We start from the raw sequence: 25,700 nt of genomic DNA on the forward strand, positions 1-25,700 counted from the left end.
AATGCTGTAACTGGAGAAGTAACTTACTTAGATAACGATGGAAATGCAACAACTAAAGAAGCAGCTCCATGGACTCCAGTAAACAACGATACAACATTTGATAAAGTAACTTCACCATCAGTTCCTGATTACACACCAACTAAAGCTGAAGTTCCAGCTAAAGAAAATGTAACAGCAACAGATGAAGATATCGTTGAAACAGTAGTGTACAACCCTACAAAAGTAACGGTTACACCAAACGATCCAAATGTTGATCCAGAAAAACCATTGAATCCAAACGATCCAAATGGTCTAAAATATAAAGATCTAAAACTTACTGAAGAAGTTAAACGTACAATTACGTATACTTACGCAGATGATGTAGCAGATACAACTAAACGTGGAACTGATGCAGCACCTAAACATGAAACAACTGTATCGTTCACTCGTACAGCAACTGTTAACCAAGCAACAGGTGAAGTAACTTACGGTGACTGGACTGCTGTAAACAACGACACTACATTAGAAGGTAAAACAGAACTTCCAGTAATTACAGGATATGTAGCTACAGGAGATGTAGAATCATCTAAGAAAGATGTAGCAAACGTAACAGCAACTGATAAAGATATCGTTGAAAAAGTTGTGTATAAAGACTTAGGTAAATATGTACCAGTAGTACCAGAAGGAACAACTCCTCCAACTATTACTGATCCTAAGTATCCAAACAACCCAACGGATCCTACAAAACCAGGTGAACCAACAACAACGATCCCTAACGTTCCAGGTTTAACACCATTAGATCCATCTACTGGTAAACCATTAGAACCAAAAGATCCAAATGATTTAACAAAAGGTTACAAACCACCAGTACCACAAGATCCAAGTAAAGACACAAATATTGTTTATGTTAAAGATGGATCACAAGTAACGGTAGTTCACTTCGTAGATGAAGACGGTAATGCAGTTCATACTTCATTCGTAGAAGCAGGAGATGCAGGAGCTAAATTCACTAAAGCAGGTGAAGTAACGAAAGTTGTTGAAGAACTTAAAGCAGCTGGTTACACAGTAGTACCAAATAAAGCAGGTCAAGCTGAATATCCAGGTGAAGCAGGAGTATTCGATAGCGTGGATGATAAAGGTAAAGACGGAGTGTCTCAAGTTTACTACGTAACGGTAGCTAAGACAGTTCCAGTAACACCAACAAATCCAGAAAATCCTAACGAAGATCCTAAGAATCCTAAACCAGGAGATCCAATTGATCCAAACAAACCAGATGGACCAAAATGGACTGAAGATGCTCTTAATAAACTAAACAACATCAAGTCAGTAACTCGTACAATTACTTACGTTAAAGATGGTACTGATGAAGAAGTATCTACTACAGAAGCTCCAAAAGTAACTAATAAAGTAAGCTTCACACGTACAGCAATTGTAAATCCAAAAGACGGTTCAGTAGTAGGATACGATACAAACGGTGACGGTAAAGTAGATCTTCCAGCAACAGACACTACAAATGGATGGACAGCTGCAGGAACAGCTAAATTTGCTGAAGTTAAATCACCAGTTGTTAAAGGATATGTTGTAAAACCTAACCAGGATACACAAGGTGACTTAGTAGAAGCTGATGGATCTAAAGTTAAAGCATCTGCGACAGACTTAACAGTAGATTCAGCTAACCAAGATCTGAAAGTTAGATACGTACCAGTAGGATCATGGACTCCGAAAGTACCAGATGGTGATACACCAATTGATCCAATTCCATATCCAAACGATCCAAAAGATCCAGGTAAAGTTGTAGATCCAAATGATCCAACAACTCCAAACGATCCAAACAAACCAAGTGTTCCAGTGATTCCACATATCCCAGGAACAACTCCAAAAGATCCAAATGGAAACCCACTGAAACCAGTAGATCCGAAAGATCCATCTAAAGGATATGTACCACCAACACCTAAGACACCAACAGAAAATACTGTAATTGAGTATGTAAAAGATGATCAAAAAGCAGTAACTAAATTCGTAGATCCAAGTGGAAACCCAATTCCAGGTGTGAATAACATCGAAGAAAAAGGTAAGTCAGGTGAGCCATTAACGAAAGCAACAGAAGTAACTAATGAAATTGCTAAGTTAATCGCTAAAGGATATGAGTTAGTAAGCAACAACTACGGTAAAGATAACAACGGAAACTTCGATAAAGATTCTGGAAAAGATCAAGAATACACTGTAGTGTTAACACCTCACGTTGAGCCAATTAAACCATTTGACCCAACTAACCCGAACGATCCTAACAAACCAAAACCTGGTACACCAATCGATCCAAATAATCCTGATGGACCAAAATGGACTGAAGAGTTAATCAAGTCACTAGAAACGACTAAACACGTTACTCGTACAATTTCATACGTGGATAAAGATGGAAACAAAGTTGAGTACACAGACAAAGATGGAAACAAATCTACAGCTGATGTAACTGACAAAGTAACCTTCACTCGTGAAGCTAAGATTAACGTTGTAACAGGTAATATCGAATATGGTAAATGGACTCCAGTAAACAACGATACTACATTTGATAAAGTAACATCACCAGTAGTTCCAGGATACGTTTTGAAAGATCCAGCTCAAAAAGAAGTAGCTGAGACTACAGGATTAACTGAGAACTCTAAAGATGAAACAATCAAAGTTGTATACGTACCAGTTGGAAAACTTGTACCGAAAGTACCAGATGGTGTAACTCCACCAACTCCAACTCCTTACGATAACGATCCACAAGATCCAGGTAAAGTTGTACCACCAAGTCCAACTAAACCACAAGATCCACAAGATCCAAATAGTCCGAAAGTACCAGTGATTCCTCATATCCCAGGAACAACACCAAAAGTTCCACAAGACCCAACGAAACCAGTGGATCCAAACACTAACCCACTTGTACCGTTGAAACCAGTGGATCCAAAAGATCCATCTAAAGGATATGAAGTACCACCAGTACCAACAAATCCAGGTACGGATACACCAATCGTTTACGAAAATGATAAACAAAAAGCTATCACGAACTTCGTAGATAACAATGGTAAAGTAGTATCTGATCCAGTAGTAGATCAAGGTGATTCAGGTTCTAAATTCACTAAGTCTGGAGAAGTTGAAAGCAAGATCCAAGAGCTTGTTAAGAAAGGTTACATTGTAACAAGCAATGATTACCCTTCAGCAGATACAGATAGAGTATTCGACAATGATAAAGATAAAGATCAAATCTTCAACGTTAAAGTTACTCCACTGATCGTGCCAACAGATCCAAACAGCCCTGATAAACCACAGGTACCAACAGATCCAACGAAACCAGTAGGTCCAAACAACCCACTGAAACCAGTAACACCATCAAATCCAGAACCAGGTAAACCAGTGTTCCCTGAAGATCCAAACAGTCCAGTATGGCCTGAAACAGTGAAAGACTTAGTAACAGAATCTTCTGCAACTCGTACAATCACTTATGTAGATCGCAATGGAAAAGAAGTAGCAGCTACTCACACTGAAACAATCAAGTTCAAACGTACTGCGAAAGTGAACCTAGTAACTGGAGATATCACATATGGTGAATGGACAGTAGTAGGTGATGATACTATCTTAGATGGTAACAAGTTACCGAAAGTGGATGGATACATCGCTCGTGGCGGAGATATCGAATCGTCTCAAAAAGATATCGAAGCAAAACCAGGTGTAAACATCACTGAAAAAGTCGTTTACGACAAACTTGGATCATGGATTCCAAAATTACCGGAGGGACAAGATCAAGTTCCACCAACTCCATATCCAAACGATCCTACAGATCCAACTAAACCAGGAACAGATAAACCAAAAGTACCTTACGTACCAGGATTTATCCCTGTAGATCCAAATGGAAATCCATTGAAACCAGTTGATCCAAACGATCCAACGAAAGGATATGAAGTACCGGATGTACCTGCAGATCCAACTCAAGATACGCCAATCAAGTACATCCCTGTTCCTACACCAAATAATGGTGGTGGCAACAATGGAGGCGGAGGTGGTAATACACCAACTCCACAACCTCAACCCAATCCAACTCCTCAACCAGAACCTAGTCCTGCACCAAATCCTGTTCCAGTGACACCTGAGACTCCTGAACAACCAGTAGTTCCAGTGGCACCTGAACAACCAGCAGAGCCTGCTACACCACAGTATATGGATGGTCAACGTGAACTTCCAAATACAGGTACAGAAGCACACTCTAGTCTTGCAGCACTTGGACTTCTAGGAGCTTTGAGTGGATTCGGATTGATTGCTCGTAAGAAAAGAAAAGACGAAGAATAATTCAGACTTTCTTTCAAACAGTGATTGATTCAGCCTAAGAAAGAACTTGAGATTTAATATCTCAGGTTCTTTTCTTTTTTGAAAATGGTATAATATAGTGAGAACGATAGAGGAGAAGTGTAAATTGATCGCACAACTAGATACAAAAACAGTCTATAGTTTTATGGAGAGTGTCATTTCAATCGACAAGTATGTGAGAGTAGCAAAAGACTATGGATACACTCATCTGGCTATGATGGATATTGACAATCTTTATGGGGCTTTCGACTTTCTAGAGGTTACAAAAAAATATGGCATTCATCCTTTGTTAGGGCTTGAAATGAATATGCTTGTAGATGACAAGGATGTAAATCTGCGCTTTTTAGCTTTATCTAGTGTGGGCTATCAGCAGTTGATGAAACTTTCAACAGCAAAGATGCAGGGGGAGAAAAGTTGGTCAGTTCTATCTCAGTATCTAGAGGATATTGCGGTAATTGTGCCTTATTTTGAAGAACTTGAGTTGTTAAATCTAGGCTGTGATTACTATATAGGGGTTTACCCAGAAACACTGGCCAGAGAATTTCACCATCCTATTTTGCCATTGTATCGGGTCAATGCATTTGAAAGTAAGGATAGAGAAGTTCTTCAAGTACTAACAGCGATTAAAGAAAATCAACCGCTCAGAGAAGTTCCTTTGCGTTCGAGACAAGATGTTTTTATATCAGCAAGTTCTTTAGAGAAACTATTCCAAGAACGTTTTCCTCAAGCCTTGGACAATTTAGAAAAGCTTATTTCAGGTATTTCTTATGACTTGGATACTAGTCTGAAACTGCCTCGCTTTAATCCTGCTAGACCAGCAGTAGAAGAGTTGAGAGAACGTGCTGAATTGGGACTTACTCAGAAGGGGTTGACTAGTGAAGAATATCAAGACCGTCTAGACCAAGAATTGGCTGTTATTCATGATATGGGCTTTGACGATTATTTCTTGGTTGTCTGGGATTTGTTGCGTTTTGGACGTTCGAATGGTTATTATATGGGAATGGGACGGGGTTCTGCAGTTGGTAGCTTGGTTTCCTATGCTTTGGATATCACAGGGATTGACCCAGTAGAGAAGAATCTCATTTTTGAACGTTTTCTCAATCGTGAACGCTATACCATGCCAGATATTGATATTGATATCCCAGATATTTATCGTCCAGATTTTATCAGATATGTTGGTAATAAATATGGCAGTAAACATGCGGCTCAAATCGTTACTTTTTCTACCTTTGGGGCTAAGCAAGCTCTTCGAGATGTCTTGAAACGTTTTGGTGTGCCAGAGTATGAATTATCTGCAATTACCAAGAAAATCAGTTTTCGTGATAATCTCAAGTCAGCTTACGAAGGCAATCTACAGTTTCGTCAGCAAATCAATAGTAAGTTAGAATATCAAAAAGCCTTTGAAATTGCTTGCAAGATTGAGGGCTATCCAAGACAAACCTCTGTCCATGCGGCTGGTGTTGTGATTAGTGACCAAGATTTGACAGACTATATCCCACTAAAGCATGGTGATGAAATTCCACTGACTCAGTATGATGCTCATGGAGTTGAAGCAAGTGGACTTTTGAAAATGGACTTTCTGGGACTGCGAAATTTGACCTTTGTCCAGAAGATGCAAGAGTTGCTTGCTGAATCAGAAGGTATTCACTTGAAAATTGAAGAAATCGATTTAGAAGACAACGACACCCTAGCTTTGTTTGCGTCTGGTAATACAAAAGGTATCTTTCAATTTGAGCAACCTGGTGCTATTCGCCTGCTCAAACGTGTGCAACCAGTCTGTTTTGAAGATGTTGTAGCAACTACTTCCCTAAATCGACCAGGTGCTAGTGATTATATCAATAATTTTGTAGCTAGAAAACATGGGCAGGAAGAAGTGACTGTTCTAGATTCAGCTCTGGAGGATATTTTGGCTCCAACTTATGGCATTATGCTCTATCAGGAGCAGGTTATGCAGGTTGCTCAGCGATTTGCTGGATTTAGTCTTGGTAAGGCCGATATTTTGCGTCGAGCTATGGGGAAAAAGGATGCCTCTGCCATGCATGAGATGAGGGCTTCCTTTATTCAAGGCTCCATAGAAGCTGGTCATACTGCGGAAAAAGCAGAGCAGGTCTTTGATGTCATGGAGAAGTTTGCAGGTTATGGATTTAATAGATCTCATGCCTATGCATACTCAGCCTTGGCCTTCCAGTTGGCTTATTTCAAAACGCATTATCCAGCCATTTTTTATCAGGTTATGTTGAATTCTGCCAACAGTGATTACTTAATAGATGCACTTGAAGCAGGCTTTGAAGTGGCGCCTCTGTCTATCAACACCATTCCCTATCACGATAAAATTGCCAACAAGTCCATCTATCTAGGATTGAAATCGATTAAGGGAGTCAGCAAGGATTTGGCTCTATTGATTCTTGAAAATAGACCCTATTCCAACATTGAAGATTTTATAGCTAAATTACCTGAGAATTATCTGAAACTTCCTCTGCTAGAACCTTTGGTAAAAGTTGGTCTTTTCGATTCATTTGAAAAAAATCGTCAAAAAGTATTCAATAATTTAGTTAATCTATTTGAATTTGTAAAAGAGTTAGGAAGTTTGTTTGGAGATACTATTTATAGTTGGCAGGAATCGGAAGATTGGACGGAACAAGAAAAATTCTATATGGAACAAGAGCTTTTAGGGATAGGTGTCAGCAAACATCCCCTACAAACTATCGCAAATAAAGCTATTTACCAGATTACACCAATTGGGAATTTGTCAGAAAATAGTTACGCTATTATTTTGGTTGAAGTTCAGAAAATAAAAGTAATTCGTACCAAAAAGGGCGAAAACATGGCTTTCTTACAGGTAGATGATAGTAAGAAAAAATTGGATGTCACTCTCTTTTCAGACTTATATCGACAGGTTGGGCAGGAAATAAAAGAGGGAGCCTTCTACTATATAAAAGGAAAAATCCAGTCACGTGATGGCCGTCTGCAAATGATTGCACAAGAAATAAGAGAAGCAGTTGCTGAACGCTTTTGGATACAGGTAAAAAATCATGAATCGGATCAAGAAATTTCACGTATTTTAGACCAGTATAAAGGTCCAATACCAGTCATCATCAGGTATGAAGAGGAACAGAAAACCATCGTTTCTCCCCATCATTTTGTAGCTAAATTCAATGAATTAGAGGAGAAATTGAATGAAATCGTTATGAAAACGATTTATCGCTAAAAATACGGAAAATAGAAGAATTTTAAAATCAAATGTGGTATAATCAAGAAGAATGTTAAAAGAAAAAGGAGCATAAACCAATATGAAACGTATTGCTGTTTTAACTAGTGGTGGAGACGCCCCTGGTATGAACGCTGCTATCCGTGCAGTTGTTCGTCAAGCAATTTCAGAAGGAATGGAAGTGTTTGGTATCTATGACGGATATGCTGGTATGGTTGCCGGTGAAATTCATCCCTTAAATGCGGCTTCAGTAGGAAACATCATTTCTCGTGGTGGTACTTTCCTTCACTCAGCTCGTTACCCAGAGTTCGCTCAACTTGAAGGGCAACTTAAAGGGATTGAGCAATTGAAAAAACACGGCATTGAAGGTGTAGTTGTTATCGGTGGTGACGGATCTTACCACGGTGCTATGCGTTTGACTGAGCATGGTTTCCCAGCTATCGGTCTTCCAGGTACAATTGATAACGATATCGTTGGTACTGACTTCACAATCGGTTTTGACACAGCGGTTACGACTGCTATGGACGCTATCGATAAGATTCGTGATACATCATTAAGTCACCGTCGTACTTTTGTCATCGAAGTTATGGGGCGTAACGCTGGTGATATCGCTCTTTGGGCGGGTATCGCAACTGGTGCTGATGAAATTATCATCCCTGAAGAAGACTTCAAAATTGAAGATATCGTAGCAAGTATCAAAGCTGGCTATGAATGTGGTAAAAGACACAATATCATCGTTTTGGCAGAGGGTGTTATGTCAGCAGATGAATTTGCTCAAAAACTAAAAGAAGCTGGAGATACGACCGATCTTCGTGTGACAGAACTTGGACATATTCAACGTGGTGGTTCTCCAACTGCGCGTGACCGTGTATTGGCGTCACGTATGGGTGCCCATGCTGTTAAACTTCTTAAAAAAGGTATCGGTGGTGTTGCGGTAGGTATTCGTAACGAAAAAATGGTTGAAAATCCAATTCTTGGTACTGCAGAAGAAGGAGCATTGTTTAGTTTGGCAGCAGACGGTAAGATTATTGTAAATAATCCACACAAAGCTGATCTTGACCTGTCACAATTGAACAATTGCTTGTCATAATTTATAATTTAGTTAATAAGACCAAAAAGGTCATATATATAAAGGAGTCACAAAAATCATGAATAAACGTGTAAAAATCGTTGCAACTTTGGGACCTGCGGTAGAAATCCGTGGTGGTAAAAAATTTGGTGAGGACGGATACTGGGGTGAAAAACTTGATGTTGAAGCTTCAGCTAAAAACATTGCCAAATTGATTGAAGCTGGTGCTAACACATTCCGTTTCAACTTCTCACACGGTGACCACCAAGAACAAGGTGAGCGTATGGCAACTGTTAAACTTGCAGAAAAACTTGCAGGTAAAAAAGTTGGTTTCCTTCTTGATACTAAAGGACCAGAAATCCGTACAGAATTGTTCGAAGGTGAAGCTAAAGAGTATTCATACAAAACTGGTGAGAAAATCCGTGTTGCGACTAAACAAGGAATCAAATCAACTCGTGATGTGATTGCATTGAACGTTGCTGGTGCTCTTGATATCTATGATGATGTTGAAGTTGGTCGTCAAGTTTTGGTTGACGATGGTAAACTTGGTCTTCGTGTGGTTGCTAAAGATGATGCAACTCGTGAATTTGAAGTTGAAGTTGAAAACGATGGCGTAATTGCTAAACAAAAAGGTGTTAACATCCCTAACACTAAAATTCCTTTCCCAGCTCTTGCTGATCGTGATAACGATGATATCCGTTTCGGTCTTGAACAAGGTATCAACTTCATCGCGATTTCATTCGTACGTACTGCAAAAGACGTGAACGAAGTTCGTGCAATCTGTGAAGAAACTGGAAATGGACACGTTCAATTGTTCGCTAAAATCGAAAATCAACAAGGTATCGACAACTTGGATGAAATCATCGAAGCTGCTGACGGTATCATGATCGCTCGTGGTGACATGGGTATCGAAGTACCATTCGAAATGGTTCCAGTTTACCAAAAAATGATCATCAAGAAAGTTAATGCTGCAGGTAAAGTTGTTATCACTGCAACAAACATGCTTGAAACAATGACTGAAAAACCACGTGCAACTCGTTCAGAAGTATCAGACGTATTCAACGCTGTTATCGATGGAACTGATGCTACAATGCTTTCAGGTGAGTCTGCAAACGGTAAATACCCACTTGAGTCAGTAGCTACAATGGCTACAATCGATAAGAACGCTCAAACTCTTCTTAACGAATACGGACGTTTGAACTCAGATTCATTTGAACGTAACTCTAAGACAGAAGTAATGGCTTCAGCTGTTAAAGATGCTACTAACTCAATGGATATCAAATTGGTTGTAACTCTTACTAAGACTGGACACACTGCACGTTTGATTTCTAAATACCGTCCAAATGCTGACATCTTGGCATTGACATTCGACGAATTGACAGAACGTGGATTGATGTTGAACTGGGGTGTTATCCCAATGTTGACAGATGCTCCATCATCAACTGACGATATGTTCGAAATCGCTGAACGTAAAGCAGTTGAAGCAGGACTTGTACAATCTGGTGACGATATCGTTATCGTAGCTGGTGTACCAGTTGGAGAAGCTGTTCGTACAAACACAATGCGTATCCGTACAGTACGTTAATCTAACATTAAAAAGCCTATCATATCAAGCTTTCTAGCCTGTATGATGGGCTCTTTTTTTGTGCCAGAGGGCAAAAAAAGGGGCAAAACTTTTTACTTTCGATTTAATGAGATAGTATAAAGTGCTGATTGCTTCATACTTTTAATAATGTGAGTGTTGATTTGATGTGGTGTCTTAATGTCTTTATTCAATACTCGTGTCATGATAGTTTTATTGAGATCTTATTTCCTTCATGCAACTTTCATAAAAGGTTTAGTTTAGAAACAAATAAAAAAAAACTCCCTGATGACTCAAGGAGTTTTTTCTATCTAAATTAGTTTTTAGAAGCAGCTTGGAATTCTGGGTTTTTCCATGCTTCGTCAATGATAGCTTGCAATTCATTTGCAGATGCTTGCATTTTTTGAGTTTCTGCGTCGTTCAATGGGATGTTTACTGGACGAACAATACCGTGTGCACCAACAACAGCTGGTTGACCGATAAAGACGTTTTTAACTCCGTATTGACCTTCTTGGAATACTGAAAGTGGAAGTACTGCGTTTTCATCGTCAAGGATTGCTTTAGTAATACGAGCAAGTGCTACTGCGATACCGTAGTATGTTGCACCTTTTTTGTTGATGATTGTGTAAGCTGCGTCACGAACACCTTCGAACAATTCAATCAATTCAGCTTCTTGAACATTTTGAGTGTCTTTAAGGAATTCTTCAAGGTTTACACCAGCGATGTTAGCGTGTGACCAAACAGCGAACTCAGAGTCACCGTGTTCACCCATGATGTAGGCGTGGACTGAACGAGCATCAACATCCAATTTTTCAGCAAGTGCTTGACGGAAACGAGCTGAGTCAAGTGAAGTACCTGAACCGATAACGCGTTCTTTAGGGAATCCAGAGAATTTCCAAGTTGAGTAAGTCAAGACGTCAACTGGGTTAGCAGCAACAAGGAAGATACCTTTGAAACCTGATTCAACAACTTGAGTTACGATTGATTTGTTGATAGCAAGGTTTTTACCTACAAGGTCAAGACGAGTTTCACCTGGTTTTTGAGGCGCACCTGCAGTGATTACAACAAGGTCTGCGTCTGCACAGTCAGAGTATTGAGCTGCATAGATTTTTTTAGGTGAAGTGAAGGCAAGGGCGTGACTAAGGTCAAGCGCGTCACCAACAGCTTTTTCATGCAATTGTGGAATTTCGATAATTCCAAGCTCTTGTGCAATTCCTTGGTTAACAAGTGCAAAAGCGTAAGAAGAACCTACAGCACCATCACCGACAAGGATAACTTTTTTGTGTTGTTTAGTTGAAGTCATTATTCTAAACATCTCCTTAATTTTATTCAGGGATTTCCCCAGTTATTTCAATTTTATCACTTTTAAAAAGCTTTGTCACGGATATGCCTTGCAGTTCTTGATGTAAACGTTTTAGCGATTTTAGATATCTGAAATATGGCGGACATTATGGTATAATATAATTAATTACTAATAGTGAAATGAGGCATTTATTAATGCAGGATAGAAATTTAGTGAATGTCAATCTGACAAAGGAGATGAAGACGAGCTTTATCGACTACGCCATGAGTGTTATCGTAGCGCGGGCTCTTCCTGATGTTCGAGATGGCTTAAAACCCGTTCACCGTCGGATTCTCTACGGAATGAATGAATTGGGTGTTACTCCAGACAAACCTCATAAAAAATCTGCTCGTATTACAGGGGATGTCATGGGTAAATACCACCCACACGGGGATTCCTCTATCTATGAAGCCATGGTCCGTATGGCTCAATGGTGGAGCTACCGTTACATGCTTGTCGATGGGCATGGAAACTTTGGTTCTATGGATGGAGACGGTGCTGCTGCCCAGCGTTATACTGAGGCCCGTATGAGCAAGATTGCTCTAGAAATGCTTCGTGATATCAATAAGAATACAGTTGATTTTGTTGATAATTACGATGCCAATGAACGTGAACCCTTGGTATTGCCAGCGCGCTTTCCAAATCTTTTAGTTAATGGAGCGACTGGTATTGCGGTTGGGATGGCAACCAATATTCCACCTCATAACTTGGGTGAAACCATTGATGCAGTGAAGTTGGTCATGGACAATCCTGAAGTGACTACTAAGGACTTGATGGAAGTTTTGCCTGGGCCAGATTTTCCAACTGGTGCCCTTGTTATGGGGAAATCAGGTATTCATAAGGCTTATGAAACAGGTAAAGGTTCTATTGTCCTTCGTTCACGTACTGAAATTGAAGAAACTAAGACTGGCCGTGAGCGTATTGTTGTTACAGAATTTCCTTATATGGTCAATAAAACAAAGGTGCATGAGCATATTGTTCGTTTGGTTCAGGAAAAACGCATTGAGGGTATTACAGCAGTTCGTGATGAGTCAAACCGCGAAGGGGTTCGTTTCGTAATCGAGGTCAAACGTGATGCATCCGCAAATGTTATTCTCAATAACCTCTTCAAGATGACCCAGATGCAAACCAACTTTGGTTTCAATATGCTTGCTATCCAAAATGGTGTACCCAAGATTTTGTCCCTTCGTCAGATTTTGGATGCTTATATTGAGCACCAAAAAGAAGTGGTTGTTCGTCGGACTCGTTTTGATAAGGAAAAAGCAGAAGCGCGTGCTCATATCTTAGAAGGTCTCTTAATTGCGCTAGACCATATCGATGAAGTGATTCGTATCATCCGTGCTAGTGAAACGGATGCGGAAGCACAAGCTGAGTTGATGAGCAAGTTTAAGCTTTCTGAACGTCAAAGTCAAGCTATTCTTGATATGCGTCTTCGTCGTTTGACAGGTTTGGAACGCGATAAGATTCAGTCTGAGTATGATGATCTCTTGGCTTTGATTGCAGATTTGGCGGATATTCTTGCTAAGCCTGAACGTGTTTCTCAAATCATTAAAGATGAATTAGACGAAGTCAAGCGTAAGTTTGGAGACCAACGTCGTACTGAATTGATGGTCGGTGAAGTTTTGAGTCTTGAAGACGAGGATTTGATTGAAGAATCGGATGTCTTGATTACACTGTCTAACAAAGGCTACATCAAACGTCTGGATCAAGCCGAGTTTACTGCTCAAAAACGTGGTGGTCGTGGTGTTCAAGGAACCGGTGTAAAGGATGACGACTTTGTTCGTGAGTTAGTGTCGACTAGCACTCATGATCACCTGCTCTTCTTTACAAATAAAGGGCGTGTCTATCGCCTGAAAGGTTATGAAATTCCTGAATATGGCCGTACTGCCAAGGGATTGCCGATTGTCAATCTTTTGAAATTGGATGAAGGCGAAAGTATTCAGACTATCATCAATGTTGAGTCTGAACGTAGTGATGAAGCTTACCTCTTCTTCACAACCCGTCATGGTATTGTGAAGAGAACCAGCGTTAAGGAATTTGCTAACATTCGTCAGAATGGACTTAAAGCACTGAACCTCAAAGATGAAGATGAATTGATTAATGTACTGTTGACAGAAGAAGATACGGATATTATCATTGGTACTAAGTTTGGCTACGCAGTGCGCTTTAATCAATCAGCCGTTCGTGGAATGAGTCGTATCGCTACGGGTGTGAAAGGTGTCAATCTTCGTGAAGGAGATACAGTAGTTGGTGCCAGTGTGATTACAGACCAGGATGAGGTTCTGATCATCACTGAAAAAGGATATGGTAAGCGCACCGTTGCGACTGAATATCCAACAAAAGGTCGTGGTGGTAAAGGGATGCAAACTGCTAAAATTACTGAAAAGAATGGTTCCCTTGCTGGTCTTATGACAGTTAAAGGCGATGAAGATTTGATGATTATCACTGATACAGGTGTCATGATTCGAACCAACGTTGCCAATATTTCACAAACAGGTCGCTCAACTATGGGAGTTAAAGTGATGCGCCTGGACCAAGATGCTAAAATTGTAACCTTTACTACGGTTACAGCGGCAGAAAAAGAAGAAGTTGGGGCAGAAAACGAAACAGAAGGTGAAGCATAATGTCTCATAAAAAGAACAAAAAGAAAACAAATCGTAAAAATTTACTAATCAATATCCTGGCAGGATTTTTAATTCTCTTGTCACTTGCTTTGATTTTCAATTCAAAAATTCGTGATATGTTCATGGTTTGGAATACTAATAAATACCAAGTCAGCCAGGTATCAAAAGAAAAATTGGAAGAAAATCAAGATACAGAAGGAAATTTTGACTTTGATTCAGTAAAAGCTATCTCGTCAGAAGCTGTCTTATCCTCACAATGGGATTCGCAAAAATTGCCTGTTATCGGTGGAATTGCTGTTCCTGAGGTAGAAATTAACTTGCCTATTTTTAAGGGGCTCGATAATGTCAATCTCTTCTATGGAGCTGGTACAATGAAGCGTGACCAAGTGATGGGGAAAGGAAACTATTCACTTGCGAGCCATCACATCTTCACGGCGGAAAATGCCAGTCAAATGCTTTTTTCTCCACTGTCACGTGCTAAAAATGGGATGAAAATTTATCTAACTGATAAGGATAAAGTTTATACCTATGAAATCCGTGAAGTGAAGCATGTGACTCCAGATCGCGTCGATGAGATTGATGACCGTAGTGGTGTTGATGAAATCACGCTTGTAACCTGTGTAGACTATGATGCGACAGAGCGTATTATCGTAAAAGGTGATTTGAAAGATACAAAAGACTATTCACAAACCCCTGAAGAAATTCTAACAGCTTTCAATCAACCATATAAACAACGCTATTAAAGATAAAATCAGTAAAATCTTAGGTTTTACTGATTTTTTATAGATTGCGTTTCAAAATAAACTGTTATGAAATACAGAAAACGTTTCCTTAATTCTAAAGTTTGTGATATAATTATCAGGTAAAAAAATTTTAGGAGTTTATTATGGTTTCTTCAGAATTTATCTCAAAGATTGAATTTGCTTGCAAGAAGAAGGAAAGTCTTTATAGTCAAAGCAAATTTAAGTATGCGATTCGTTCTATGTTCGCAGGTGCATTTTTAACCTTCAGTACGGCTGCTGGTGCAGTTGGGGCTGACTTGATTAATAAAATTGCACCAGGTAGTGGACGCTTCCTCTTCCCCTTTGTCTTTGCTTGGGGATTGGCCTACATTGTTTTCTTGAATGCCGAGTTGGTAACATCAAATATGATGTTCTTGACTGCTGGTAGTTTCTTGAAAAAAATCTCTTGGAGAAAGACAGCTGAGATTTTACTTTACTGTACCTTGTTCAACCTTATCGGGGCTTTGATAGCAGGTTGGGGCTTTGCTCATTCAGCAGCCTATGCACATCTGACTCATGATAGTTTCATCTCTGGGGTTGTAGAGATGAAGTTAGGCCGTTCCAATGAGCTAGTCTTACTTGAAGGTATTTTAGCCAATATTTTCGTAAATATTGCGATTCTTTCATTTGTTTTAGTCAAAGATGGTGGTGCCAAACTTTGGCTAGTTTTATCAGCAATTTACATGTTTGTATTCTTAACAAACGAGCACATCGCTGCGAACTTTGCTTCTTTCGCGATTGTGAAATTCAGTGTTGCTGCGGATTCAATTGCTAACTTTGGTGTTGGAAATATGCTTCGTCACTGGGGTGTAACCTTCATTGGGAACTTCATTGGTGGTGGTCTCTTGATGGGTCTTCCATACGCCTTCCTCAATAAAAACGAAGATACTTATGTAGATTAAAAAAATGAGCACGATTGAGTCGTGCTTTTTTCATTTTTAAAATAAGGTAATAGTTAGTTCTTATATCAAAATATAGAAAACTGATATTGGTAAACTATAATTTAAGGTGCTACAATATACTTAATCAACTATTTGGAGGTCGTTTTATGACTCGTGATTTTAAATTTGAAACTTTGCAACTACATGCTGGTCAAGTCGTGGATCCAGCTACCAAGTCTCGGGCAGTACCGATTTATCAGACAACATCCTTTGTTTTTGATGATACGCAGGAAGGTGCGGATCTCTTTGCCTTGAGAAAACCAGGGAACATCTATACCCGTATTACCAATCCTACAACAGCGGCCTTTGAAGAAAGAATCGCTGCTCTTGAAGGTGGTGTTGGAGCTCTTGCAACAGCATCAGGTATGGCTGCGGTGACTTATACGATTTTGGCTCTTGCCCATGCTGGTGACCATGTAGTGGCAGCATCAACTATTTACGGTGGAACCTTCAATCTCTTGAAAGAAACCCTTCCTCGTTATGGGATCACAACAACCTTTGTCGATGTGGATAACTTGGAGGAAGTAGAAGCAGCTATCAATGACAATACCAAGCTTGTCTTGATTGAAACCTTGGGCAACCCCTTGATTAACATTCCAGATTTGGAAAAATTGGCAGAGATTGCTCATAAGCATCAGATTCCACTTGTTTCTGACAATACCTTTGCTACACCTTATTTGATTAACGTTTTTTCTCACGGTGTAGATATTGCTATTCACTCTGCGACTAAATTTATCGGGGGTCATGGTACGACTATTGGTGGAGTGATTGTCGATAGCGGGCGTTTTGACTGGGCGGCTTCAGGAAAATTCCCTCAATTTGTTGAGGAAGACCCAAGCTACCACAATTTGAGCTATACTCGTGATGTGGGGGCAGCAGCCTTTATTATCGCTGTCCGTGTTCAATTGCTTCGTGATACAGGGGCGGCCTTGTCACCATTTAATGCCTTCTTGTTGCTACAAGGACTTGAAACCCTTTCACTTCGTGTGGAACGCCATGTGCAAAATGCTGAGAAAATTGTTGATTTTCTTGTCAACCATCCTAAGGTAGAAAAGGTCAATTATCCAAAACTAGCAGATAGTCCTTATCATGCTTTGGCTGAGAAATATTTACCAAAAGGTGTGGGTTCAATCTTTACCTTCCATGTCAAAGGTGGAGAGGCAGAAGCACGTAAGGTCATTGATCATTTAGAAATCTTTTCTGATCTTGCAAACGTGGCAGATGCCAAATCGCTTGTTGTCCATCCAGCAACAACCACTCACGGTCAATTGTCAGAAAAAGACCTAGAAGCAGCTGGCGTCACACCAAACCAAATCCGCTTGTCTATCGGACTTGAAAATGTAGAGGATTTGATTGAAGATTTGCGCTTGGCCTTGGAAAAAATTTAAAGAAAAAGAAGATAAACAGTGGGTTTCGACTCACTGTTTTTGATTTTCCTTCAGGCATGATATAATGGTTACAGAAGTCTAGAAAGAGGAACGATATGAACGAAATCAAATGTCCCAACTGTGGGGAAGTCTTTACAGTAAATGAAAGTCAGTATGCCGAACTTTTGTCCCAAGTGAGAACAGCAGAGTTTGATAAGGAATTACACGACCGCATGAAGCAGGAACTGGCCTTGGCTGAGCAAAAGGCTATGAATGAGCAACAGTCTAAACTAGCTCAAAAAGACCAAGAAATCGCGCAATTGCAGAGTCAAATCCAAAACTTTGATACAGAGAAAGAGTTGGCTAAGAAAGAGGTTGAACAGACAAGCCATCAGGCTCTCTTGGCTAAGGACAAGGAAGTGCAGGCCTTGGAAAACCAATTGGCTACCTTGCGTTTAGAGCATGAAAATCAACTGCAAAAGACCCTTTCTGACCTTGAAAAAGAACGGGATCAGGTTAAAAATCAGCTTCTCTTGCAAGAAAAGGAAAGTGAGTTATCTTTGGCTTCTGTTAAGCAAAACTATGAAGCCCAACTTAAAGCAACCAGTGAACAAGTCGAATTTTACAAGAATTTCAAAGCCCAACAATCTACAAAAGCCATCGGGGAAAGTCTGGAACACTATGCAGAGAGTGAGTTTAACAAGGTCCGTAGTTTTGCCTTTCCAAATGCTTACTTTGAAAAGGATAACAAGGTTTCAGCGCGTGGGTCTAAGGGTGACTTTATCTTCCGGGAGTGTGATGAAAATGGGGTCGAAATTATTTCCATCATGTTTGAGATGAAAAATGAAGCTGACAGAACAGAGAAGAAGCACAAGAATGCGGATTTTTACAAGGAATTAGACAAGGACCGTCGTGAAAAAAATTGCGAATATGCTGTTTTGGTGACCATGCTAGAGGCAGATAACGACTACTTCAACACGGGTATTGTGGATGTCAGTCATGAATATGAAAAGATGTATGTGGTTCGTCCTCAATTCTTTATCCAGTTGATTGGTCTCTTACGAAATGCGGCGCTTAATTCCCTAAAATATAAGCAGGAGTTGGCCTTGGTTCGCGAACAAAATATCGACATTACGCATTTTGAGGAAGACTTGGATGCCTTTAAACAGGCCTTTGCTAAGAACTATAACTCAGCTTCGACTAACTTTGGCAAAGCTATCGATGAAATTGACAAGGCTATCAAACGGATGGAAGAGGTCAAGAAGTTCCTAACAACATCCGAAAACCAACTCCGCCTAGCTAATAATAAATTGGAAGATGTCTCCGTCAAAAAATTGACCCGAAAAAATCCAACCATGAAAGCAAAGTTCGAAGCGCTGAAGGGGGAGTAGAAAGCAAAAATGAACGGTATTATCAACTTAAAAAAAGAAGCGGGGATGACCTCGCATGATGCGGTTTTTAAACTGCGTAAGATTTTGGGAACCAAGAAGATTGGTCATGGTGGGACCCTGGATCCGGATGTGGTGGGTGTTTTGCCGATTGCGGTTGGCAAGGCGACCCGCATGGTCGAGTTTATGCAGGATGAGGGCAAGGTCTACGAGGGAGAAATCACTCTCGGCTATTCCACGACGACTGAGGATGCAAGTGGGGAAGTAGTTGCAGAAACCCCTGTTTTGTCTCCCCTGGATGAAAAGCTTGTTGATGAAGCAATCGCTAGTTTGACTGGGCCTATTACTCAGATTCCACCTATGTATTCGGCTGTCAAGGTCAATGGTCGTAAGCTTTATGAGTATGCGCGTGCTGGTCAGGAAGTGGAGCGTCCAGAACGTCAGGTGACCATTTATCAATTTGAACGGACAAGTCCGATTTTTTATGAGAGCGAACTTGCACGTTTTACTTTCCGTGTGAAATGTAGCAAGGGAACCTATATTCGTACCTTATCGGTTGACTTGGGAGAAAAACTTGGCTATGCTGCCCATATGTCTCAGTTAACTCGTACTAGTGCAGCTGGTTTGCAACTGGAAGATGCTCTTACCTTGGAAGAAATTGCTGAAAGAGTTGAGGTTGGTCAACTGGACTTTCTCCATCCTCTAGAGATTGGGACAGGCGACCTTGTCAAAGTTTTCCTAAGTCCAGAAGAGGCTACAGAAGTGCGTTTTGGTCGTTTTATCGAACTCGAACAAACAGAACAAGAATTAGCTGCTTTTGAAGATGATAAATTGCTAGCCATTCTAGAAAAACGGGACAATCTCTACAAGCCAAGGAAGGTTTTTAGCTAATCTAACTGGGGTGTAGGGAGTGTTGTTTCCCCTAGACTATCCAAATCAGACTATAAATTTTGCAAAAAATGTGATAGAATAGACGACGGATAAAAAAACGGAGGATAGCATGCAAAATAGACCAATCATTATCGGAGTGACAGGTGGTTCTGGTGGAGGTAAGACCAGTGTTTCAAGAGCCATTTTATCGCATTTTCCTGATGAAAAGATTTCCATGATTGAGCATGATTCATACTACAAGGATCAGTCTCACTTGACCTTTGAAGAGCGTGTCAAAACCAACTACGACCATCCTTTTGCCTTTGATACAGACTTGATGATCGAGCAGATTAAGGAATTGTTGGCAGGGCGTCCGGTGGACATTCCGACTTATGACTATACAGAGCATACACGAAGCAGCAAGACTTATCGCCAAGAACCTCAAGATGTCTTTATTGTTGAGGGGATTCTTGTTTTAGAGGACAAGCGTCTGCGTGATTTGATGGATATCAAGATTTTTGTGGATACGGATGACGATGTGCGCATTATTCGTCGTATCAAGCGCGATATGGAAGAGCGTGGCCGTAGCCTTGATAGCGTCATTGACCAGTACTTAGGTGTGGTCAAACCTATGTACCACCAGTTTATCGAGCCAACCAAGCGTTATGCTGATATCGTCATTCCTGAGGGAGTCAGCAATACAGTGGCTATCGACCTGTTGACAACCAAGATTGCAAAGATTTTGGAAGAAGCTCGAAACAGCAAATAATCAGACGTGGAGGCCTGGCCTCCTTTTTTATTTTTCCCTCATAATGGTACATAAATGAAGATTTTTAGGCATATTTTTGGTATAATAATACCCATGAAAGAGCAAGAAAATGAATAGTAGGTGGAGATGGAAAAGTATTTATCGGTAACAACTTTGACCAAGTATCTGAAAATGAAATTCGATAAAGACCCTTACTTGGAACGGGTCTATTTAACTGGTCAAGTTTCCAATTTTCGTAAACGACCTACTCACCAATATTTCTCCCTAAAGGATGACCATGCAGTTATTCAAGCGACCATCTGGTCTGGAATTTATCAGAAATTAGGTTTCGACCTGGAAGAAGGGATGAAAATCAATGTGATTGGGCGTGTGCAGGTCTATGAACCAAGTGGTAGCTACTCCATCATCATTGAAAAGGCAGAGCCTGATGGAGTTGGTGCGCTTGCGATTCAGTTTGAACAACTCAAGAAAAAACTAACAGAAGAAGGCCTGTTTCAAGAACGCTTCAAGCAACCTCTGCCCCAATTTTCTAAGAGAATTGGTGTGGTAACCAGTCGTAGTGGAGCCGTTATTCGAGATATTATCACGACCGTCAGCAGGCGATTCCCAGGTGTGGACATTCTTCTCTATCCGACCAAGGTTCAAGGTGAAGGGGCTGCGGAGGAAATTGCTCGAAATATTTCGCGTGCTAATGAACGTGACGATTTGGACTTGCTCATTATTGGTCGTGGTGGTGGTTCCATCGAGGATCTCTGGGCCTTTAACGAAGAAATTGTGGTGCGGGCTATTTTTGAATCTCGTCTGCCAGTTATTTCTAGTGTGGGGCATGAGACAGATGTGACCTTGGCGGATTTTGTGGCAGATAGAAGGGCTGCGACTCCAACAGCTGCAGCTGAACTGGCAACGCCTGTGACCAAGTTGGATCTATTAGCTCATTTGCAAAATCAGGAAAAACGGATGGCAACAGCAGTCCGAAATGTCCTATCTAAGAAACAAGAAGCTTTGAAAAAATGCAGTCAGTCTGTTATTTTTAGACAACCAGAGCGCTTGTATGATGGTTATTTGCAACGCTTGGATCAACTGCAATTGCGTTTGAAACAAAGTTTGCGAACACGGATTTCTGATAACAAACAGATAGTACAAGCAAGGACGCATCGACTAGTCCAATTATCGCCTGTTACTAAAATCCAACGTTATCAGGATCGGCTTGTACAATTGGATAAGCTCCTACGTAGCCAAATGGCTTTGGTTTATGATGCCAAGGTTGCTGAGGTCAAGAGACTTTCAGAAGCCTTGCTCATGTTGGATACCAGTCGAATCGTGGCGCGTGGCTATGCAATTGTCAAAAAAGAAGAGTCCGTAGTTGATTCGGTTGAAAATTTAAAGAAAACAGACCAAGTAACGCTGTTGATGCGAGATGGTCAAGTAGAATTAGAGGTTAAAGATGTCAAAACAAAAGAAATTTGAGGAAAATTTAGCAGAACTGGAGACCATTGTCCAAAGTTTAGAAAATGGTGAAATTGCTCTGGAAGATGCGATTGCCGCCTTTCAAAAGGGCATGGTCTTGTCAAAAGAGCTCCAAGCGACGCTGGACAAGGCAGAAAAGACCTTGGTCAAGGTTATGCAAGAAGACGGAACAGAAAGTGATTTTGAATGAAAAAACAAGAAAAATTAGCTCTTGTTGAGTCAGCTTTGGAAGACTTTTATGGAGACCAGCAGTTTGCTTCTAGTTTACGAGAAGCTGTTCTCTATTCCATTCATGCTGGTGGCAAGCGTATTCGGCCTTTTCTTTTGTTAGAAGTTCTGGAAACCTTGCAGGTCGCTATTAAACCTGCTCACGCGCAAGTGGCAGCTGCCTTGGAAATGATCCATACAGGGAGCTTGATTCACGATGATCTTCCAGCTATGGATGATGATGATTACCGTCGGGGACGATTGACCAATCATAAGAAATTTGGTGAAGCGATGGCGATTTTGGCTGGAGATGCTTTGTTCCTAGATCCTTATGCCTTGATAGCGCAGGCAGATTTGCCAAGTCAGATTAAGGTAGACTTGATTGCCAACTTATCCCTTGCTTCAGGTAGTCTGGGTATGGTGGCAGGGCAGGTTTTGGACATGGAGGGTGAACACCAGCATTTGTCTTTGGAAGAACTCCAGACTATTCATGCTAATAAGACTGGAAAACTACTAGCTTATCCCTTCCAAGCGGCTGCTATTATAGCCGAATTGGCACCTGAGATGCAGGCAAAGCTGAAAACTGTTGGTGAATTAATTGGACTTGCTTTTCAAGTTCGAGATGACGTACTGGATGTGACAGCTAGTTTTGAGGAAATCGGCAAGACGCCTCAAAAAGATTTACAGGCAGAAAAATCAACCTATCCAGCCTTGTTGGGCTTGGAAGAGGCTATTGCCTTTTGTAACCAAACTCTGGATCAAGCTAATGCCAAATTAGAAGAAATTGCCCAGCAGGTTCCCTTTGAAACAGAATCGATTGTGAAAGTAGTAGAAAGTTTGAGAATCAATGGCTAAGGAAAGAGTGGATGTACTAGCTTATAAACAGGGCTTGTTTGAAACGCGAGAACAAGCCAAGCGCGGTGTGATGGCTGGCCTAGTCGTAGCAGTCCTTAATGGAGAACGGTTTGACAAGCCAGGAGAGAAAATTCCAGATGACACCGAGCTAAAACTTAAGGGGGAGAAACTCAAGTATGTTAGCCGTGGTGGTTTGAAACTGGAGAAGGCCTTGCAGGTCTTTGATTTGTCGGTGGATGGCGAGACTACGATTGATATCGGTGCCTCTACTGGAGGTTTTACCGATGTCATGTTGCAAAATGGTGCTGAGTTGGTCTTTGCAGTCGATGTTGGTACCAATCAGTTAGCTTGGAAACTACGCCAAGACCCACGGGTTGTCAGCATGGAGCAGTTCAATTTCCGCTATGCTGAAAAGACTGATTTCGAGCAGGAACCGAGCTTTGCCAGCATTGACGTGAGTTTCATTTCCCTCAGTTTGATCTTGCCGGCCTTGCACCATGTCTTGGCTGATCAAGGTCAGGTCGTGGCTCTGGTTAAACCCCAGTTTGAAGCAGGACGTGAGCAGATTGGAAAAAATGGAATTATTCGAGATGCCAAGGTTCACCAGAATGTCCTTGAATCTGTCACAGCTATGGCAGTAGAGGAAGGCTTTTCAGTCCTTGGATTGGATTTTTCTCCCATCCAAGGTGGGCATGGAAATATTGAATTTTTAGCATATTTGAAAAAAGAAGAGTCAGCAAGCAATCAGGTTCTTGCTGAAATTGAAGAAGTAGTAGAGAGGGCGCATAGTCAATTTAAAAATGAATAAAAAAGAGAGACTTGAAAAAATTAGACGATTTGTGACAGATTATCAAATCGGTACGCAAGAAGAAATTGTAGAACACTTGAAAGAAGCAGGAATCACTGCTACTCAGGCAACGGTATCACGGGATATCAAAGAACTAGGTATTGTCAAAATTCCTTTGAGAGACAACACCTATGTCTATGAATTGCCAAAATCAATCGTAAAAAGTCTGCAACTGGCTGAAGACAATATCGAATCGGCTGAATTGATGGATAAGATGATTAATCTCCAAGTCATCCCAGGAAATACAGCTTTTGTAAAAGCTCAGTTAATCGAGACTTTTGCGGACAAGATTTTTAGCTGTTTGGCTGATGATAGTTCGATTTTAGTCATTGCCAGAAGTGAAAGTCTAGCTGAGGAAATCTTTGAACAAGTAAAAAATTGGTAGGTCTATATGTTACTTGAAATTTCGATAAAAAACTTTGCCATTATTGAGGCTATTTCTCTCAATTTTGAAAAGGGGATGACTGTCTTGACTGGTGAAACGGGTGCAGGGAAGTCGATTATCATTGATGCCATGAATATGATGTTGGGAGCTCGTGCGACGACAGATGTTATTCGTCATGGTGCGCCAAAGGCAGAGATTGAGGGGCTTTTCTCAGTTGAGAATAGTCGCCTTTTACAGGAAATTTTTGATGAGCAAGGTTTGGAAATGGGTGATGAGATTATCATCCGTCGGGAAATCTTGCAAAATGGTCGTAGTATCAGCCGTGTGAATGGCCAGATGGTCAATCTGTCTGTTTTGCGTGCTATTGGGCAACATCTTGTGGATATTCATGGTCAGCATGACCAAGAGGAGTTAATGCGTCCTCAACTGCATATCCAGATGTTGGATGAATTTGGTGATACAGCTTTTTGGGAATTGAAAGAAACCTATCAAACGAGTTTTGATGCTTATCGAAAAATGCGTAAGCAGGTTCTGGAAGTCAAGAAAAACCAACAGGAACACAAGGCACGTATCGAAATGTTGGAATTTCAAATGGCAGAGATTGAGGCAGCAAACTTGCAAGCAGGTGAGGACTTGTCTCTTAACCAAGAGCGAGATAAACTCCTCAACCATAAAAATATTGCGGATACCTTAACCAATGCCTACAGTATGTTAGACAATGAAGATTTTTCAAGTCTGGCCAATGTTCGTTCAGCCATGAATGACATGGAAAGTGTCGAAGAGTATGACCCTGAATACCGTGAAATTTCAAGCTCTTTGTCTGAGACCTACTATGTCTTAGAAGATATTAGCAAACGTTTGGAAGCAATCATTGAGGATCTTGATTTTGATGGAAATCGCCTCATGCAAGTCGAGAATCGTTTGGACCTCCTTCATACCATTACGCGTAAATATGGTGGGACTGTGGACGATGTCTTGCTTTATTTTGCCAAGATTACGGAAGAATACAATCTCCTGACAGGCAATAATCTTTCTTCTGAAGACATGGAAGCAGAGCTCAAGAAATTGGAAGTCAATCTTGTTGATTTGGCAGGCCAGCTTGCATCTGCTCGTCATGACTTGGCCCAGCAGCTAGAAGCAGAGATTAAACAAGAATTGCAAGACCTTTATATGGAAAAAGCCCAGTTTCAGGTTCGTTTTAGCAAGGGCAAATTCAGTCGTGAAGGCAATGAAATGGTCGAGTTTTACATTTCAACCAACCCTGGTGAAGACTTTAAACCCTTGGTTAAGGTTGCGTCTGGCGGGGAATTATCCCGTCTCATGCTAGCCATTAAGTCTGCCTTTTCTCGTAAAGAGGGTAAGACAAGTATTGTCTTTGATGAAGTGGATACGGGAGTTTCAGGTCGTGTAGCTCAAGCGATTGCTCAGAAGATTCACAAGATTGGCCAGCATGGTCAGGTTCTGGCTATTTCTCATTTGCCACAAGTGATTGCGATTGCGGATTATCAATTCTTTATTGAAAAGATTAGCAATGACCATTCAACGGTTTCGACTGTTCGTCTCTTGACGGTTGAAGAGCGCGTGGAGGAAGTTGCTAAGATGTTGGCAGGTGATGATGTGACGGAAGCAGCCCTGACACAAGCCAGAGAATTGTTGAGAAACAGGGAGAAATAA

Annotated in this window: 18 protein-coding genes; 17 read left to right on the top strand and 1 reads right to left on the bottom strand. The window is 40.8% G+C overall.

Annotated features, from left to right (window positions below; genetic code table 11):
• From NMM17_RS08730 to pyk, 4 genes are all read left to right on the top strand, one after another.
• Positions 1-4,305 (top strand): LPXTG cell wall anchor domain-containing protein (locus NMM17_RS08730; RefSeq protein WP_254754264.1); only part of this gene is annotated, 4,305 nt, incomplete at its 5' end.
• 124 nt (positions 4,306-4,429) lie between these two features.
• Entirely contained in the window at positions 4,430-7,531 is a 3,102-nt protein-coding gene (locus NMM17_RS08735) for a DNA polymerase III subunit alpha (protein ID WP_254754265.1), read from the top strand.
• Positions 7,532-7,613: 82 nt separating this feature from the next.
• A complete protein-coding gene (gene pfkA, locus NMM17_RS08740) occupies positions 7,614-8,621 on the top strand; it encodes a 6-phosphofructokinase (RefSeq protein ID WP_000820871.1) in 1,008 nt (335 codons plus the stop codon).
• Positions 8,622-8,679: 58 nt separating this feature from the next.
• Positions 8,680-10,185, top strand: coding sequence for a pyruvate kinase (gene pyk, locus NMM17_RS08745; RefSeq protein ID WP_254754266.1), 1,506 nt, complete (start codon positions 8,680-8,682; stop codon positions 10,183-10,185).
• Positions 10,186-10,498: 313 nt separating this feature from the next.
• Here pyk and NMM17_RS08750 read toward each other — a convergent pair whose 3' ends face one another.
• The gene (locus NMM17_RS08750; RefSeq protein ID WP_000204729.1) at positions 10,499-11,485 is read right to left on the bottom strand and encodes an L-lactate dehydrogenase; all 987 of its coding nucleotides are present in this window, start codon (positions 11,483-11,485) and stop codon (positions 10,499-10,501) included.
• Positions 11,486-11,679: 194 nt separating this feature from the next.
• On the opposite strand from NMM17_RS08750, the gene gyrA reads away from it, so the two are divergent.
• The 13 genes from gyrA (at position 11,680) to recN (ending at position 25,700) form a co-directional block, all read left to right on the top strand.
• On the top strand, positions 11,680-14,148 hold the full coding sequence (gene gyrA / locus NMM17_RS08755; RefSeq protein WP_254754267.1) for a DNA gyrase subunit A: 2,469 nt from the start codon (positions 11,680-11,682) through the stop codon (positions 14,146-14,148).
• Positions 14,148-14,891, top strand: coding sequence for a class A sortase (locus NMM17_RS08760; RefSeq protein WP_000018500.1), 744 nt, complete (start codon positions 14,148-14,150; stop codon positions 14,889-14,891). The genes gyrA and NMM17_RS08760 overlap by 1 nt, the downstream gene beginning before the upstream one ends.
• 143 nt (positions 14,892-15,034) lie before the next feature.
• Positions 15,035-15,832: a formate/nitrite transporter family protein gene (locus NMM17_RS08765; protein ID WP_000254778.1), complete on the top strand. Its 798-nt coding sequence runs from the start codon at positions 15,035-15,037 to the stop codon at positions 15,830-15,832.
• A 146-nt stretch (positions 15,833-15,978) separates the two neighbouring features.
• Positions 15,979-17,259: an O-acetylhomoserine aminocarboxypropyltransferase/cysteine synthase family protein gene (locus NMM17_RS08770; protein ID WP_000196318.1), complete on the top strand. Its 1,281-nt coding sequence runs from the start codon at positions 15,979-15,981 to the stop codon at positions 17,257-17,259.
• A 95-nt stretch (positions 17,260-17,354) separates the two neighbouring features.
• Positions 17,355-18,629, top strand: coding sequence for a DUF2130 domain-containing protein (locus NMM17_RS08775; RefSeq protein ID WP_254754268.1), 1,275 nt, complete (start codon positions 17,355-17,357; stop codon positions 18,627-18,629).
• Positions 18,630-18,638: 9 nt separating this feature from the next.
• The gene (gene truB / locus NMM17_RS08780; RefSeq protein ID WP_254754269.1) at positions 18,639-19,517 is read left to right on the top strand and encodes a tRNA pseudouridine(55) synthase TruB; all 879 of its coding nucleotides are present in this window, start codon (positions 18,639-18,641) and stop codon (positions 19,515-19,517) included.
• 109 nt (positions 19,518-19,626) lie between these two features.
• Complete coding sequence (udk, locus tag NMM17_RS08785; protein WP_001181376.1) at positions 19,627-20,265, top strand: uridine kinase; 639 nt, start codon at positions 19,627-19,629, stop codon at positions 20,263-20,265.
• Positions 20,266-20,391: 126 nt separating this feature from the next.
• Entirely contained in the window at positions 20,392-21,732 is a 1,341-nt protein-coding gene (gene xseA / locus NMM17_RS08790; protein WP_125454940.1) for an exodeoxyribonuclease VII large subunit, read from the top strand.
• On the top strand, positions 21,710-21,922 hold the full coding sequence (locus tag NMM17_RS08795) for an exodeoxyribonuclease VII small subunit (protein WP_000043226.1): 213 nt from the start codon (positions 21,710-21,712) through the stop codon (positions 21,920-21,922). Before xseA ends, NMM17_RS08795 begins: the two co-directional genes overlap by 23 nt.
• Positions 21,919-22,794 carry a polyprenyl synthetase family protein gene (locus tag NMM17_RS08800; protein WP_254754270.1) on the top strand — a complete coding sequence of 292 codons (876 nt, stop codon included), beginning with the start codon at positions 21,919-21,921 and terminating at the stop codon, positions 22,792-22,794. Before NMM17_RS08795 ends, NMM17_RS08800 begins: the two co-directional genes overlap by 4 nt.
• Positions 22,787-23,602: a TlyA family RNA methyltransferase gene (locus tag NMM17_RS08805; protein WP_254754271.1), complete on the top strand. Its 816-nt coding sequence runs from the start codon at positions 22,787-22,789 to the stop codon at positions 23,600-23,602. The genes NMM17_RS08800 and NMM17_RS08805 overlap by 8 nt, the downstream gene beginning before the upstream one ends.
• Complete coding sequence (locus NMM17_RS08810; protein WP_020900686.1) at positions 23,595-24,026, top strand: arginine repressor; 432 nt, start codon at positions 23,595-23,597, stop codon at positions 24,024-24,026. The genes NMM17_RS08805 and NMM17_RS08810 overlap by 8 nt, the downstream gene beginning before the upstream one ends.
• A 6-nt stretch (positions 24,027-24,032) precedes the next feature.
• Complete coding sequence (recN, locus tag NMM17_RS08815; protein WP_254754272.1) at positions 24,033-25,700, top strand: DNA repair protein RecN; 1,668 nt, start codon at positions 24,033-24,035, stop codon at positions 25,698-25,700.

Source organism: Streptococcus sp. CF7_Ac1-12 (assembly GCF_024295905.1).
GTDB classification, from domain to species: Bacteria; Bacillota; Bacilli; order Lactobacillales; family Streptococcaceae; genus Streptococcus; species Streptococcus mitis_AP.